Source organism: Polaribacter sp. Hel1_85, from assembly GCF_000766795.1.
GTDB lineage: Bacteria > Bacteroidota > Bacteroidia > Flavobacteriales > Flavobacteriaceae > Polaribacter.
In genome coordinates this window covers 483,761-500,357 of record NZ_JPDS01000001.1, presented here as the reverse complement: position 1 = coordinate 500,357, position 16,597 = coordinate 483,761, and the positions used below count along the sequence as shown (strand labels likewise).

At 28.8% G+C, this 16,597-nt stretch carries 16 protein-coding genes; 5 read left to right on the top strand and 11 right to left on the bottom strand.

The features are described from left to right. Positions 1 to 45 precede the first annotated feature (45 nt). On the bottom strand, positions 46 to 918 hold the full coding sequence (locus tag PHEL85_RS02165) for a hypothetical protein (RefSeq protein ID WP_052108421.1): 873 nt from the start codon (positions 916 to 918) through the stop codon (positions 46 to 48). Positions 919 to 1,235: 317 nt separating this feature from the next. Here PHEL85_RS02165 and PHEL85_RS02160 point away from each other — a divergent pair, with 317 nt between their 5' ends. Further along, positions 1,236 to 1,973, top strand: a complete 738-nt coding sequence (locus PHEL85_RS02160; protein ID WP_036820471.1) for an NUDIX hydrolase — start codon at positions 1,236 to 1,238, stop codon at positions 1,971 to 1,973. Beyond that, positions 1,973 to 2,620 (top strand): hexitol phosphatase HxpB, encoded by a 648-nt coding sequence (hxpB, locus tag PHEL85_RS02155; RefSeq protein ID WP_036820469.1) that lies wholly within the window; start codon positions 1,973 to 1,975, stop codon positions 2,618 to 2,620. Before PHEL85_RS02160 ends, hxpB begins: the two co-directional genes overlap by 1 nt. A gap of 392 nt (positions 2,621 to 3,012) precedes the next feature. Here the strand turns inward: hxpB and PHEL85_RS02150 are convergent, their stop codons facing one another. The 4 genes from PHEL85_RS02150 to PHEL85_RS02135 all read right to left on the bottom strand — a co-directional run bounded on the left by PHEL85_RS02150 (position 3,013) and on the right by PHEL85_RS02135 (position 7,589). Next, on the bottom strand, positions 3,013 to 4,152 hold the full coding sequence (locus PHEL85_RS02150; protein WP_036820466.1) for an MFS transporter: 1,140 nt from the start codon (positions 4,150 to 4,152) through the stop codon (positions 3,013 to 3,015). A 236-nt stretch (positions 4,153 to 4,388) separates the two neighbouring features. Further along, a complete protein-coding gene (locus PHEL85_RS02145; RefSeq protein WP_036820463.1) occupies positions 4,389 to 5,606 on the bottom strand; it encodes an ABC transporter permease in 1,218 nt (405 codons plus the stop codon). A 9-nt stretch (positions 5,607 to 5,615) separates the two neighbouring features. Continuing rightward, positions 5,616 to 6,359: an ABC transporter ATP-binding protein gene (locus PHEL85_RS02140; RefSeq protein WP_036820461.1), complete on the bottom strand. Its 744-nt coding sequence runs from the start codon at positions 6,357 to 6,359 to the stop codon at positions 5,616 to 5,618. A 9-nt stretch (positions 6,360 to 6,368) separates the two neighbouring features. Then, positions 6,369 to 7,589, bottom strand: a complete 1,221-nt coding sequence (locus PHEL85_RS02135) for an efflux RND transporter periplasmic adaptor subunit (RefSeq protein ID WP_052108420.1) — start codon at positions 7,587 to 7,589, stop codon at positions 6,369 to 6,371. A 303-nt stretch (positions 7,590 to 7,892) separates the two neighbouring features. Here PHEL85_RS02135 and PHEL85_RS02130 point away from each other — a divergent pair, with 303 nt between their 5' ends. The 3 genes from PHEL85_RS02130 to PHEL85_RS02120 all read left to right on the top strand — a co-directional run bounded on the left by PHEL85_RS02130 (position 7,893) and on the right by PHEL85_RS02120 (position 10,329). After that, positions 7,893 to 8,864, top strand: a complete 972-nt coding sequence (locus PHEL85_RS02130; RefSeq protein ID WP_036820458.1) for a sugar phosphate isomerase/epimerase family protein — start codon at positions 7,893 to 7,895, stop codon at positions 8,862 to 8,864. 132 nt (positions 8,865 to 8,996) lie between these two features. Further along, complete coding sequence (locus PHEL85_RS02125) at positions 8,997 to 9,608, top strand: DEAD/DEAH box helicase (RefSeq protein WP_036820456.1); 612 nt, start codon at positions 8,997 to 8,999, stop codon at positions 9,606 to 9,608. 79 nt (positions 9,609 to 9,687) lie between these two features. After that, positions 9,688 to 10,329, top strand: coding sequence for a thiamine phosphate synthase (locus PHEL85_RS02120; protein ID WP_036820454.1), 642 nt, complete (start codon positions 9,688 to 9,690; stop codon positions 10,327 to 10,329). 14 nt (positions 10,330 to 10,343) lie between these two features. On the opposite strand, the gene PHEL85_RS18070 is transcribed toward PHEL85_RS02120, so the two are convergent. From PHEL85_RS18070 to PHEL85_RS02090, 6 genes are all read right to left on the bottom strand, one after another. Next, positions 10,344 to 10,871 carry a LysM peptidoglycan-binding domain-containing protein gene (locus PHEL85_RS18070; RefSeq protein ID WP_081965060.1) on the bottom strand — a complete coding sequence of 176 codons (528 nt, stop codon included), beginning with the start codon at positions 10,869 to 10,871 and terminating at the stop codon, positions 10,344 to 10,346. A gap of 247 nt (positions 10,872 to 11,118) precedes the next feature. Then, positions 11,119 to 11,712 carry a DUF6515 family protein gene (locus PHEL85_RS02110; RefSeq protein ID WP_036820448.1) on the bottom strand — a complete coding sequence of 198 codons (594 nt, stop codon included), beginning with the start codon at positions 11,710 to 11,712 and terminating at the stop codon, positions 11,119 to 11,121. A 187-nt stretch (positions 11,713 to 11,899) separates the two neighbouring features. Next, entirely contained in the window at positions 11,900 to 12,202 is a 303-nt protein-coding gene (locus tag PHEL85_RS02105) for a hypothetical protein (protein WP_036820446.1), read from the bottom strand. Between the two features lie 134 nt (positions 12,203 to 12,336). Next, the gene (locus PHEL85_RS02100; RefSeq protein ID WP_036820444.1) at positions 12,337 to 13,065 is read right to left on the bottom strand and encodes a LytR/AlgR family response regulator transcription factor; all 729 of its coding nucleotides are present in this window, start codon (positions 13,063 to 13,065) and stop codon (positions 12,337 to 12,339) included. Between the two features lie 4 nt (positions 13,066 to 13,069). After that, positions 13,070 to 14,104 (bottom strand): sensor histidine kinase, encoded by a 1,035-nt coding sequence (locus PHEL85_RS02095; RefSeq protein ID WP_036820443.1) that lies wholly within the window; start codon positions 14,102 to 14,104, stop codon positions 13,070 to 13,072. A gap of 35 nt (positions 14,105 to 14,139) precedes the next feature. Next, a complete protein-coding gene (locus PHEL85_RS02090; RefSeq protein ID WP_036820442.1) occupies positions 14,140 to 16,521 on the bottom strand; it encodes an outer membrane beta-barrel family protein in 2,382 nt (793 codons plus the stop codon). Positions 16,522 to 16,597: the final 76 nt, after the last annotated feature.

Below are 16,597 nucleotides of genomic sequence, written 5' to 3'. Positions count from 1 at the left end.
TAATAAAGAATTGATAAAACTGCTGTGTACTATTTGTTGTTCTATTTAAAATAATGTGATGTCTAATTGTAATACTGTAATTTCTTTTTCGGGGTTCCACATAGCGGTAGCTTCTACAGGTAAACTAAAGTTAGCTATTTTTACTTTCTTACTTAAGGTAGCACCTACGTTAATAATGTTTCCTTTGCTTTCTGTATAAAAAGTTTTATCAGTAGCTAAAGACCAAGCTCCACCTGCAAATAAAGATAAATTAGCGTCTCCTTTTTCCCAAACCTTGCTTTTAAGCTCTAAATATTGTGTCCAAGAATCTTTAAGATAACCATCCGATTGTACTTCATAATCACCAGAACCACCACCAATAATCGTCGCTAAATATAAAGACGTGTTTTGGGTAAGGTTGTATCCGAAGCTAATGTCTACAAAATTATATCCTTGTGTTTTATCATAACTCCAATAATGTAATTCATCTCCTCTTTCCTCTACACCCGTATAATTATTATGTGTAATGGCTTCCATAAAGAATTTATCAGAAAAACGATAAGAAGTATATATTGTAAATTCTTTATAATTAGCATTTACATATTGTTGTTCTGTAGCATTCCAAACATCAGTACCTGCAAAACTAGCGCCTCCCCAAACACCTAATGTAAATTTACTATCCTTAGAATTGTATTCAAGGTTTGTAGCAAATACAGCTCCCGAATGCACTACAAATCCATGCCATGTATGCATGTTCTTTAAATGAGCGCCAATTGTAAATGCTTGGTATTCATCTTCTGTATTATTTTCTTGAGAATGGATTGTCTGAAAATTTAATAAAACAATTAGGCTAAACATTAGAGTTGACAAACTTATAAGCTTGTTAGTTCTTGCAGAAGGTATACTTCTTTGTTTTAAATGTTGTTCTGTTAGTTTCATTATCTCTGTTTTATATATTATACTGATGGTAATTGAAAACTTTTAAATAAAGCGTCTTTTTGACGTTTACTATGCAAATGTATATAAAAAAATAATACAAACTTCTAAAAAGGGTTAAAAAAAATACTCTAAATTACCTTTATAATATTCTAAATTGATATAAATAAGGGGTTTTGGATACTTTTAAGCATGTTGAAATAAATTTATTTTCAGGGTTTATTAAAATTTAAAAGGTCATATTTTAATAAATAGTGTATATTTGACGTTTATTAGTTACTTATAAAATAATTATGTAATATTACATCTCAAATTATAATATGGAAATTAAGAAAATCTTAAATTTATCGGTAGATTGTGTTGTTTTTGGTTATGATACAGACACAAAATCTTTAAATGTTTTATTGATAAAACGTTATTTAGAAACTAAATCTGGTGATGAGGTACTTGTTGATGATTATGTGTTAACAGGATATCACGTATATGAGAATGAAACGTTAGATGATTCTGCTTCTAGAGTATTAGAAGAGTTAACAGGATTAACCAATATCTATAAAAAGCAGTTTAAGGCTTTTGGAGACCCTAACCGATTGTCGGGGCCTAAAGATTTAATCTGGATTAAAAATGAAGATTTTAACTTAAGAACCGTTACTATTGCTTACTATTTTCTATTAAAAACAGAAGAAGTTGATTTAAAGAAGAATATTTCTAAAGCAAAATGGTTTTCTATTAATGAATTACCAGAGTTAGGTTTTGATCATGAGCAAATTATACTAGAAGCTTATGAAGATCTAAAAATAAAATGTTTGCAAGACCCCATCATTTTTGAGTTATTACCTGACAAGTTTACTATTAATGATGTGCAAGATGCCTATCAATCTATCTTAGGAATCGAAATAGATAATAGAAACTTTAGAAGGAAATTAATCAATAAAAAATACATTGTTTCCTTAGATGAAAAACAAGTTGGAGTCTCAAAAAAACCAGCCCAATTATATATGTTTAGTAAAGATATTTATGACAAAATGTTTCAAAAAAATTATTTAATTAGCATTTAATGGGTACAAACACTTTTATTTTTGATATGGACGGGGTTATTATTGATTCTGAACCTTTCTGGAGACAAGCACAAATTGATATCTTATTAAAATACAACACAACAATTACTGTAGCAGATTGTATACAATATACAATGGGAAAAAGAATTGATGATGTTGCACGTACTTGGTGTCAATTACATTCTTTAAAAGTGTATCCTCAAATATTAGAACAAGAAATTATTACTGCCGTTGCCTATTTAATTAGTGAAAAAGGAAACGCTAAACAGGGTTTATATGAATTGTTAGGGTTTCTAAAAGAAAACAATTTTCATATTGCTTTAGCAACCTCTTCTAGTCAGCCCATTATTAATGCTGTTTTTAACAGATTATCGATTGCTCATTATTTTGATGTTGTTTGTAGTGCTGATGACGAAGTTTATGGGAAACCTCATCCTGCTGTGTATTTAAAAGTAGCTAAAAAGTTAGGTGTGCAATCAACTAATTGTTTGGTTTTAGAAGATAGTGTTACAGGTTTAATTGCTGCAAAAGCTGCTTCTATGAAAACAATTGTAATTCCTGAAGATAAAACAGATACTCGGTTTACTATGGCGGATGTAACGTTAACTTCTATGTTAGAGATTATTGATTATTTAAAGGTTGATTAAATAATATTTAAAGTTGTTATTTATTCTTTTGCATTGACTGTTCGAATCTGCTCGAAGACCGTTGTTATGTATTTTAATTTGGAATGTTTTATCTCTTATTCTTTTTTCCATTGCTGAAAAAAGAACCAAAAAAATCTAGACTTCCTATAATTTCATTGAATTCTACAAGAAATTTCACTATCGTGTCCAGACCGTTGCACTCTTTGGACACTTAGCCGTTTCATTCCTTTTGAATTCTTACTGAATTTATAGTATGTCGGGGTTGAGGTTTAAGTTTAGTTATCTATTACTAGAGTAAATATGATCTAAACTTTATTCTACATGGTGTTCGAGCGGAGTCGAGAAGGGATTTAGTGTGTTGCTTCTCGACTTCGCTCGAAGACCGTTATGTTTTAAATCTTTTTTAAATGATTAAAAACACTTAATGTTAATGGAATAAACAGAAACCCACCAATGATAAATACAATAAACGCTTTTTGCAAGCCAAAAGATTCTGCTAAATACCCAATTAAAGGAGGACCTAAAAACATACCTACTGTAGAATAGGTTCCTACAATTGAAATAACGATTCCTGTAGAATATTTTTTTGCTTTACCTGCCAAAATAAATGTCATCGGAAAAAGACCTGAAACACCTATCCCTACTAAACAAAATCCAATTAGCGCAGGCCAAAATTCAGGAACAATTACAGCAATTGAAACACCACTCATTATTAAAATGGAACTTAAAAAGTATAATTTTTTCATCCCAAAATAATCGATCAATTTGTCTATTGTTAATCTATAAATAGACATACAAATCATAAAAAGTAAATATCCGTATGTAAAAACTTCCTCCTTTACTACATCTTTAAAATAAACGCCATTCCAATCGTACATTCCTCCTTCACAAATTGCAGCAAGAAACACCATTAAACCCAAAAGCATAATGTATTTGTTGGGTTTTTCTAACTTAAATTTATTTCCAGCATTCGCCTTATCATTTTTTATTAAATAAGGATATGCAATAAAAATAGTAATCAATGTAAAAATAGCAACCATTAAAAAATGCATTTGAATAGAAACGTTTAGTTTCAACATTAAAGTTGTAAACAAAACGCCTATGATTCCTCCAATACTCCATAAACCATGAAAAGCACCAACAATACGTTTTTCAAATTTTTCTTGTAAAAAAATAGATTGTGTATTTATTGATATGTTTAAAACTCTTAGACTTACTGCAAATAGAAATAGCGCAAAAATAAGTAAGGGTAAACTCGTTGAAAAACCAATTAACAATAGTGCTATAGAAAAGAATACATAGGCAAATTGTTGGGGTATTCTACTATCATACTTAGATACCAAACAACCAGAAAGAGGAATACCAATAACAGCACTTGCTGGCATTATCATTAACATATTACCCAATTGCTCTTCACTAAAATTAAAATTGTCTTTTATTGTTGGAATTCTTGATGCCCAAGAAGAAAAACAAATACCTGATAATAAAAAATAGGTTGAAAGTGAAATGCGTTGTAAATTTCTTTCTTGCATTTGTAAAAATATTTGAATGCAAAAATACTTCTTTTGAAGTATTGAAAGGAGTTTTATATTTAATTTATGATAGCAATTACTAACCGTCTTTTTATGCTTATTAAGTAAACTTTTATCTTCTAAAAATTTATTTATAGAAGGGTAAAGTACAAAAAAAGTGTTTTTAGTAGTATTGATAATAAAACAGCTTTATTAATAAAAATAGTAACTATTAATTATACAAAAAACTCGTTAAATTACTCATATCTTAAAGCATCAATAGGGTTTAATCTTGCTGCTTTTCTAGCGGGAAAATAGCCAAAAACAACACCAACCAATACTGAAAAACCAAAACCAATTAATATTGAGTTTACGTCTGTAGGAATGTAAAAATCAGTTGCTTTGTAAATAATTTGATTCCCAATAATACCTAATAATATACCTAAAACACCACCTGCTAAACTTAACACAATAGCTTCAATTAAAAATTGGGTTAAAATATCACTTTCTCTTGCTCCAATAGCTAATCGAGTTCCTATTTCTCGTGTTCGCTCTGTAACAGAAACCAACATAATATTCATAATTCCAATGCCTCCAACAATTAATGAAATACTTGCAATTGCTCCTAAAATTAAGGTTAATATACCTGTTACATTCCCTGTTATTTCTTGAAGTTCTATTTGTGTCATAATTTCAAAATCATCATCTTCACCTTCTTTTATTCTATGTGATTCTCTTAAGAGTTCTGTGGCTTCAATTTTGGCATCTACAATATGATTCTCGCTTAATGCACTTGCCATAATCATATTATATCCACTTCGATGGCCATATAATCTGTTTAAAATGGTCGTATAAGGTGCAATTAGCATATCATCTTGATCTTGTCCCATGGTACCTTTTCCTTCTTCTTTTAAAAGACCAATAATAGTAAATGGAACTTTATTAATTCTAATTTGATGACCTACAGGATCTGTTCCTGCAAAAAGTTCTTCTTTTATAGTTTCACCAATAACACAATATTTTCTTGCAGAATTTACATCTTCCTCAGTAAAAACATCACCAGAAACAATTTCTCTGCTTAAAATTTCAAAGTAATCAGATGAGACTCCATAAATAGTTGTCGATTTATTTCCTTGCGGGCCAATAGCTCGCACTCCACTTGCAATAAACGGAGAGAGTTTTGACATCCATATTGAGTTTTTCTGTAAAATATCGAAATCTTTTTTTTCAATACGTCTCCCCATTCTAACATCAATACCTGCCCTATGTTCTTTTTTGGTAGTAATCATTAACAAATTAGTTCCCAATCCAGATATTTGGTTTTGAACTTCTTGGGTTGCTCCTTCTCCTGCAGAAATCGTCATAATAACAGCAGCCACACCAATTATAATACCTAGTGCTGTAAGTAGACTTCGAGTTCTATTTTTATTTATAGACTTAAAAGCGACTTTAAATGTTTTTAGTAATTGTTTCATTACGTGAGATTATGTGATCAATTCTAAATCTTTTAAAGCACTTTCTTTAGTACTTCTATTATGAATTAGTTCATCAGTTAATACATGACCATCTCTTAAATAAATGATGCGTTTTGCAAATTGAGCTATTTCAGGTTCATGAGTAATCATTAAAATGGTTTTTCCTTCATTATTTAACGTAACAAATAAATCTGCAATATCAATACTAGTTCTGCTATCTAAATTACCTGTTGCTTCATCAGATAAAATGAGTGCAGGGTTGTTTACCAAAGCTCTGGCAATAGCTACACGTTGCTGTTGCCCTCCCGATAGTTCATTCGTTTTATGGTGTGTACGATTTCCCAAACCAACTTGTTCTAATGCTTTTTTTGCGAGTTCTTTTGAATTAGAAAAACGCCCTGTTCTGTCATAAACTAACGGTAATTCTACATTTTCAAGTGCCGTTGTACGAGCTAATAAATTATAGCTTTGAAAAATGAATCCTATTTTTTGATTGCGGATGTCTGCAAGTTCATTTTTGTTTAATGTATTTACAAATACGCCGTCTAAATAATATTCGCCCGATGAAGGCTGATCCAAACATCCTAAAATGTGTAACAAGGTTGATTTTCCAGAACCTGAAGATCCCATAATCGCAACAAATTCACCTTCTTCAATACTAATATTTATCTCAGAAAGTGCGTGCACTTCTATATCTCCATTTATAAATACACGACCTAATTTTTTAGTTTCTATGACTTTCTTTTTTGGCATCCTCTTTTATTATTTAGATTTAATACCATAGATTGCTTTTATATTTTTATTTAGCTCAATATCATCACTTAATAAATGTTTAATTTCTGATTGTAACCCTGTTTTTATACCAATTTCAATAAATTCAAAATCGATATTTCCATCATCATTTTTATAGAAAAAACCACCTATTTTTGGAGGTAAACTTTTTTTGAACCTTGCAGGAACATACGTTTCTTCATTGTTAATTGCTATTGTAAACTTTTTATAAATAGAATCTGGAAGATTGTTTTTAGCTTTTTCTTCTAAAACTGGTTTTATTGTTTTAAGCATATATTCGTTAGGTCTAAAACGTAATGCTGAATTATTTATAAGAAATACATTGCTAGCTTTTTGGGTAATAAACTCAAGGTTTGCTGTCATTCCTGGTAGCAACAACCTATCAGAATTATCTACATCAACAACAACTTGGTAATTTACTACGTTATTTACCTCTATTGGTTGCAAGCGAATTTGACTAACAAAACCCATAAACTCTTTTTCAGGATATGTTTGTACACTAAAACGAACATTCATCTTACTTTTAACATACCCTATGTCGCTTTCATCTACATCTGCTAAAATTTGCATTTTAGAAAGGTCTTCTGCAATAATAAAAAGTTTTGGTGTTGCAAATGAAGCTGCTACTGTTTGTCCTTCTTCAACACTTCGTTCTGTAATTGTACCACTTATTGGAGAAGTAATATGTGCAAACTGCATATTAACCTGAATGTTATTCACATTTGCAGAAGCAGCTTTTGTGGCTCCCCTAGCTTGTTCATAAGTATATTTTACATTCGAAAATTCTTGTTGTGCTATGACCCCTTTTTCAAACAATATTTTACTTCTTTCATATTCTTCTTTAGCCTGGTTTAATTGTGCTTTACTTACAGCTAAATTAGCTTGAGCACTTATTAAGCTTGTTTTTAATAATTTTAAATCCATTTCAGCTAACAGTTGTCCAGCTTTTACCTTCTCATTATAATCAACATATATTCTTTTTATTGTCCCAGAAATTTGTGTTCCTATTTCAACGGTATTAATAGCCTCTAAAGTTCCTGTGCTCGAAACTACAGATTCAATGTTTCCTTTTTCTATTGAGGTATAAGTGAACTCTATATTTTTGGCAGCTACTTTAGGTTTTAGCACAATAAAATAAACTAAAATCCCTATTGCTAAAATTAATGGAATAATCCATTTTATTTTTTTCATAATTAGTTTAATTATAGATATAATATCAAAAATAGGTTGAAAAAACTCATCTTACAATGACCTAAATCAATAAAGAACATACATTTTATTTATTCATCTTTTTGTCATTTAAAACAGTGCATTTTTATCCTATTAAATAACAAAAACAGTGTTGAATTTTCGTTGTTGTAGTTTGTTAATTTTAGCTATTAAATATATAAACCGTAAATAGAATATTGTTTTTTAATAAAACTGGTTAACCAATTTTATGTATCTTAGCTTAGTGTATGTTTTTTTATTATTTAAACCAAAATCTATATAGCAATGAATAAGAAAATAGAGAACTTTTCTAGAAGAGAATTTACCAAACTTTCTGGGTTGGCCTTAAGTGCCATTCCATTTATGTCTTTTACATCGCCGTTTTTACAAACACCTTTTATTGCATCTGAAGAGAAACTAAATGTACATTTGTTTTCTAAGCACCTACAATTTCTTGATTATAATAACATGTCTGAAGCTGCTGCAGAAATGGGTTTTGATGGACTTGATTTAACGGTTAGAAGAAAAGGACATGTATTGCCAACAAGAGTTTCTGAAGATTTACCAAAAGCTGTTGAGGCTATGAAAAAGTGTGGACTTATGCCCAAAATGATGTCTACCAATGTTTGGGATGCACATGATAAAACAAATATTAATGTGCTAGAAACTGCAAGTAAATTAGGTTTTAGTCATTACAGAACAGATTGGTTAAAATACTCTGAAGGAATTGCTATAACTGAAAGTCAAACTATATTTGGAAAAAATGCAAAAGAATTAGAACTTCTAAATAAAAAATTAGGACTTATTGGAGGTTATCAAAATAATTCTGGAATGAATGTTGGGGCACCAGTTTGGGATTTGCTTCCAATTTTAGAAGCTACAAAGGGTCAATTTATGGGAAGTCAATACGATATTAGACATGCTGTAATTGAAGGTGGTGAAAGTTGGGAATTGGGATTAAGACGTATAAAACCATATATAAACTCTATTGTATTAAAAGATGCTAAGTGGGGAGTTGTTGATGGAAAATGGCAACCAATAAATGTTCCTTTAGGTGAAGGTATGGTTGATTTTAATCGTTACTTTTCTTTGCTAAAAAAATATAAAATAAATGTACCTGTTTCCTTGCATGTAGAATACGATTTGGGTGGTGCAGAAAAAGGATCTAACAAAATAATGATTCCTAAAAAAGAAGTCTTTAAACGTATTCAAAAAGATTTAATTTTTATAAAAGATGCCTGGAAAAATGCAGAATAATTTTAAAGGTTCATTTGAAAAATATTAAGGTATAAAAAGTGAATTTGTAAAAAGTGAGTTCTTAAAATAAGTACATCAATTAAGTTGTATATTTGCCCTCATTTTTATGCTTAACAATTACTTTTTTACACTATGCCTTTTAAAAAATTACATTCCGAAATAAAAGAGAAACTAGCAGACTTCGAAATAAGCACTCCTACACTATTTCAGACAAAAAGTATTCCTGTAATAAAAAGTGGGGCAAATCTTTTTTGTTCAGCTCCAAAAAATAGTGGTAAAACAACAACAATTATATTGACAACTCTACAGAAATTAAAATGTGTGGAAGTTGGATCTGCACCAAGAGCTGTTGTTTTAGTAAAAAATAATGAACAAGTATTGGCAATGTATGAAGCATTTATTGCGTATACAAGACATACTACTTTACGTGTTTATGGATGTGATGAAAAACAGCATATCGAGCTATTGAAATCAGAAATATTTGAAGGTGTAGACATACTTATTACTACACCAAATACAATGAATAAATTGTTGTTGTTAGAAGGTGTAAATACAACTCAATTAAAGATATTTAGTATTGATGATGCAGAGTTTTTAGTTGATAAAACTTCTTACGCTGCTGTTTTGGCAATTACACAAAGTATTCATAAATGTCAGTATGTAATTTATTCAGAAAAAACACATCCAACATTAAAACGTTTTGAATCTTATTTTATGCAATATGCTAAAAAAGTTTCAATTTAGATTTACTATAATTAATTAAAACTATTTCCTCTATTGCAATCGAGAAGTTATTTATAATTCTCAACAAAGAAACAAAAACATGGTAATACCTAAATTACATTATATCTCTCAAGGAAATTCTCCAAAAGAACATCTAGAAAACATTCAAAAAGCATGTTCTAGTGGTGCAGAATTAGTGGAATTATCTCTAAAAGGTATCTCAGAAAAAAAATATTTAAAATTAGCAGAGGAAGCTAGAGAAATTACGGCTCATTTTCAAACAAGATTGCTTATAACCTCATATTATAAAGTAGCGAAAACCATAAAAGCTGATGGTGTTCATTTAGAAAAAACGGACTCCTGCCCTACTATTGCAAGAACACATTTATATACTTGGCAAATTATTGGAGCAACAGCAAATACCATACAAGATTGTGAAAAATTATTGAGTAAAGAAATCGATTATATTCGTTTAAGCCCTTTTAAATCTTCTACAAGTAAAAACAATATAGCAAACGTTTTAGGTTTAAAAGGATATGCTGCAATTATTGATTCTTTAAAAACAGAAACTCCTATTATAGGTTCTGGAGGCATAACTACAGAAGATGTTACAGCTATTTTAGAAACTGGTATTTCTGGAATTGGAGTTTCTACTGAAATTACACGCGATTTTAATTTAATTAGAAAATTTAATCAATTATTGAGAGCTTCTTCTATTGACGAGCAACGTTATACTTTATAAAAAGTAGTTACCAATTATTTAAATCTAATTTTTTGGCCTATAGAAATCAAGTTGGAATCTAAATTGTTGATTCTTTTTAAATCACTCACTGAAATCTTAAACATTTTAGAAATATAATATAAAGTATCTTCTTTTTTTACAACGTATTCATTAGAAGCTACTTCATCAATTTTTTTATTAATATTATTAATTAATATTATCTGATTAATTTTGATATTATTAAAATTAATGTTGGCGTTTAAATCTTTTAATTGAGACATTGTAATTCCGTAAGTTCTAGAAATAGAAGATAATGTTTCTCCTTTTTTAACAGAATGAATAAGAGAATTATTAGAGTTTAAAATAGCAAGATTATTATGTTCAGACTCACTATTAGATGCTTTTTTTGAGATATCTGTAACAATTTCTCCTGTTTTAATATTCATATAAGCTTTTTTACCATCTAACACTATTTCATCAAATTCTGCAGCTGAATTATTTTTCTGTGAAAACGTACTTAACGAACTTAGGATTATTGCTAAACAAATAAATTTTTTCATCATTTTTTAATTTAAAAAGACAATTATATAATTTAAAAATTCAATAAACAAGTAATAATAAACTTGTTTTAGACCTTATCAATGGAACCTACTAACGATTTTACTACTCTCAAAAGATTTAAAAATTACTAAACAACACTTCAAGATAATTTTTATGCATAATAAAAATGCTGTATAATCAAAAAAAAGAGAAGGAGTATCATTTAATAATGATACTCCTTCTCAACAATTAACTAACCAAACTAAATCTTTATTTCATTTCTATGACACCTACTACTTCATAAGCTCTAGTACCATTCACTTGTATTTTTTCATATAAAATGTTGGCAAACTCATAATAGGTTTGTCCATCTATAGTTACTTTCTCATAATCATTAGGTAATTCATAAACAATTGTACCAACTTCTGGATCTACTACTTCGTATTCATTGTTTATTTGCACATAAAAAACACCTTCTACATTATAATAATTACGGTTATTAAATCTTATAGTTCTATAATTTCTTGGTAAAATATTTATTCTAAAACCTAATTTTGGGGTAATTACAATATATCGACCTCTAGAATACGTGTAAAATCTATTATTGGCATAGTAATAATTATGCCCTTTATGTTTAATAATTTTTCTATTAGGTATGTTTCTTACTGATACTATTTTTCGTTGCTTTTTTTTATACGTTACTTTTGTTCTTGGTACTCTTTTACTAACAGTTCTATTGCTAGTATTTCTTTTTACAGTTGTCTTTTTTACTTTTGAATCTCTCCTTGTTTGAGCAGAAGTTTGTAGTGTAAATGAAGCTAAAAGTAATGCAGCTATTCCGTATATTTTTATCTGTGATTTCATAATTTATTAATTTTCTATCTTCTACTTCTTAGACCTGATTATTGGTTAATAGTTTAAAAAGATAGTTGTTAAAAATATATTAAAAAGTAAAAAAATAGTGATGTATTTTCTTTTTTAAGCTCAATTTCTAAAGAGATAACTACTTTAATATTTCTGATTAGAAATCCCTTTTTGATATCTGTTTCTGTTACTCTAATAAGGCAAGTAAACCTTTTAACTCTGTAAGGTTTATACTAAAATTATTGTCTGTATCTAATACATTAAAATTTTCTTCTATTGCACCAATAGCTTCTGTATTACCAATGGTAGCATCTTTGTTAATATCTAATAAGTTAAAAAGACTAGAAATTTCTTTTTCTGTAGAGTTTGAGTTTAAAGAACTTAATAAAGTTGCAGCTTGTTTAATATTTGTTGGAGATCCAATGTTTTTTATACTATTACAATTTAGCAAGGTCATCATTAAAACTAATGATAGTAAGATTTTCTTCATAAATAGATATTTAAATTTTTAATATTTATTCAAAAGTAGCTCTACATATTACTATCACAAAACGGAATAGACGAAGCGTGATTATTTACCTCTCAATGAAGTAAATTTATAGAAGAAGCTAAAAGTAAATACTGTTATAAAGAGTTGTTATTTATAAATTCTAAGAATTTTGGTTTGTATTGTTCAGAAACTGTTATCCGCTGTTTATTGATAACGATTTGACTTCTTTCTATAACCTCAACATTATTTAAGGATACAATAAAAGACCTGTGCACACGCAAAAATTGAGTATTGGGTAATTCTTCTTCAATTAATTTTAAACTCATTAATGTTAAAATAGGTTTAGGCTCGTCTTTTAAATATATTTTGATATAATCCTTTAAACCTTCAAAATATAAAACATCTGCCAATTTAATACGTAGTTGCTTGTATTCTGATTTAACAAATAGGAACTCTTTTTCTTTAGAAACAATTGATTCTTGCTTTCCTTTTACCATAGAAAACCAAGTACTTGCTTTATTTGCTGCAGATAAAAACTCAGCATAATCAAAAGGTTTTAGTAAGTAATCTAAAGCTTCCACCTTAAAACCTTCTAGAGCATATTGATCAAAAGCTGTAGTAAAAATTACACGTGTTTCTTTAGGTAGCATTTTAGAAAATTCTAACCCAGTTAAATCTGGCATTTGAATATCTAAAAAAAGTAAATCTACAGTTTCTTCTTTTATAAACTCTAAAGCTTCAATAGCACTACTACACTTTTTTTTAAGATCTAAGAAAGGTGTTTTTTTTACATAACTTTCTACCAGTTTTAGAGCCATTGGCTCATCATCTACAATAACACAGGTAATTTTAACAGCGCTCATAAGTTTATGTTTCTAATTCTAAATTTACTAAAAAACGATTGTCTTTTACACTGGTTTTAAAACTATATTTATTTGGATATAATAATTGAAGACGCTTTTCTAGATTTTGTAATCCTATTCCAGACCCACTTTTATCTGTAGTTTGTTTTGGGTAATTATCGTTTTTAATAGTAAATAAAACTTTTTGATCTTTACAAGTCATATTTATTTCTATCAAACTTTCGTTATGTGCAGAAACTCCATGTTTAAAAGCGTTTTCTATTAAAGAAATAAACAACAAAGGAGCAATTTTTACACCTGTTTCTTCTGAAGGAAAATGATAATTTACGATTGTTTTATCTGAAACGCGTAACTTCATTAAATCGATATACTTTTTCATAAAATCGATTTCTTTTGATAATAAAATTTGCTCAACATTTGTTTCGTATAACATATATCGCATTAATTTACTTAAACTATGTATAGAACTTTTAGCTTGTTCTGGAGAGATATCTACCATTGAATAAATATTATTCAATGAATTAAAAAAGAAATGTGGTTGTAATTGATATCGTAAATGTTGTATTTCTGATTTTAACTTAAAATTAGCTGCTTCTTTACGTTCTGCTTCTGTTTGTACCCATCGTTTTGTTGATTTTAAAGCAATTGAAAACAATAAAGGTGCCATGTAAGAGAGTATTTGTACATAAATAAACATCTTAAATGGAGGTCTTCCACCTTCAGTTTCTGTAGATCGTTTTTTTACAAGATCCTGATAAAAAGTGTCTTCTATATATTCCTTTAAGAATAAGAAAAAAACAATAATTAAAACGTTTATAATGATAAACTGAACCATTTTTTTAGGAAATAAAAACCGATCAATTAATACAAAATAATTGAAATAAAAGATAATAGCAGAAAATACTAACGGAATCCAAAAATGCGCAATTACTCTATTGATTTCTTGTGCTTGTCCATAAGATAATAAATAGGGCATACAGAATAACATAAACCAAACAAGTAAATGTGATAAGACTGCTATTTTTTTATTTTTATGCATATTTTTTATTTTGAAACTTCTATTGTATGAAACAATTACCTTCTTCTACCTCCTGAATATGTCATTGCTTCTCCTTTACCAAACCCATAACTGATACCTAAAGTAATAAAGCGACCTCTTTGACTAAAACTATAGGTTTCAAAGGTTGGTTGGTAAACATAACTTTCTTGGATTCTAGATTCAAATAAGTCTCTAACACCCAAATTTATAATTGCTTTTCCTTTAAATATTTTTTTTCGTACTCCTAAATCTAAAAAGGCATATCCTGTTACATTACCTTGAACAGTCTCGAAACTAGATTGATATCTTCCTGTTAATTCAACATCAATATCTGCTGGTAAACCTATTTTAGAACCAAACCTTGATGACCATTGACTTCCAGAAAAATTAAAAATTTGCGTTTCATTAGTTCCAATTCTATCAAAATAATTGAAATTAAAATCACCAGTTAATGTAAGCCAATTATTGGGTCTATATTTTCCATTTGTTTCAAAACCAATGGTTGCATTTGTACCAATATTTTCTGGAGTTGTAATCGTAACATTATTCTCAAAAGTTGAAACACGTTCTATTACAGCTGTTGTATATTTATGATAAATACTTGAACTTAATGAAGCTTTTCCTATTTTGTAAATACTTGTTAACTCATAAGAATCTGTAAACTCTGGCTGTAAATTTGGATTTCCTACACGCACATTAAAGTTATTTCTGATATTAAAAAAGGGATTCAAATCCCATAATCTTGGTCTAAATATTCGTCTTGAATAACCTGCTTGAAACGACACATTATCACTTACTTTATAAGACGTATGTAATGTTGGAAAAAAGTTACTAAAATTCTGTTCGTTAGATTCATTGGTGTTGGTTAAAAGTGTTTTTAAATTAGTTTGTTCTACTCTAAGTCCTGCTTTTATACCCCATTTTTCTTTTTCGTAAGCAGCTGTTGCATAAAACCCAAACACTTTTTGGTTGTATTCAAAATTATTAGTTAATTCTTCATTTACAACATAAACATCATTAATTAAACCTCTAACTTCATAATCATTTCCTACATCATTAATTACATATTGCGCACCTGTTTCTAAAGTGTAAGTATCGTTAATCGGATTGGTGTAATCTGCTTTAAAAGTATAATCTGCTTGCTGAAAATCTGTTTCTGTTTCTTGGTTACTATTGTTATCTGTACCACTTATTGTAGTATTTGTAAAATGAGAAGATTGGTCTTTTCCGAAGAAACGTCCTAAAGCACTAAGTTGAAATGTATGCTCTTCATTATTTTTAAATTGTTTTTTATAATTAAGCTCGTAACTGTATTTTGGGTTGGTAGCATCTGTTGTTTCATTTCTTACCCAATTAGAAATAAGGTCGTTATTAGAATCGAAATAACTAAAATTTGTTTCCGAAGGTTGCTCTTCAATTTCATAAGCAAAATTACCTGATAAAGTTAAAACGTTTAAATCGTTAATATGATAATCTGTACCTAGAGTAATGTTGTAAAAAGTCTCGTTTCTATATTCTATTCCATCACTATAAATAACTTCATTATCGGTTAAGTTTTTATTAATAGCTTCAGAATCTTTAGGTAAAGAACGATAACCAGCGCCTAATTGTGCAAATAAATTAAAGTTTTCTGTTCTTCGGTTTAAACTCAATCCTACACTATGATTATCTGGAATACCTGTATTTATTGATACAGATCCATTCCAACCTTTTTTCTCATCCTTCTTTAAAATAATGTTTAAAATACCTGCTGTTCCAGAAGCTTCATATTTAGCAGAAGGATTTGTAATAACTTCAATACTTTCAATCATATCAGCAGTAATAGTTCCTAAAGCATTGCTAGATTCATCAGCCAAAACAGATGGTTTACCGTTTATTAATATTTGCACTCCAGAACTACCTCTTAAGCTTATTTCTCCTTCTATACTAACGGTTACAGAAGGTACATTATTAAGTACTTCTAAAGCACTTGCGCCTGTACTACTAATATCTGCTCCAACATTAAAAACACGTTTATCTAATTTAAAAACAGTTTTAGAAACTTCACTAGTTACCACCACTTCATCAAGAGCTTCATTGTCTGTAACAAGTGCAATTTTTCCTAAAATTACTTTTCCATTCGTAATCTTAAACTCGGTTATCGTTTTTGTTTCAAAACCCATAAAACTTATTTCTACATAGAAATTGGTTTTTGACGTAGAAATACTAAATCTTCCATTATCATCTGATGTTGTCCCTGAAATAATTTTCTTAGTATTCTTATCATTAATCACCACTGTTGCATAAGGAATAGGTTGAGAAGTTGTGTCTTCTACTAATATTCCTGTAATCTTAATAACTTTATCTTGAGCAATTGTATAATTACTCATCAATAAAAAGATTAATACAGATAAAGAGTTATTAATGATTTTTTTCATTTTATGATACTTTATGGAATTCATTTATCTTTTGATTGTTTTTTAATCCGCCAAGATAATACTATTTCATAAGACA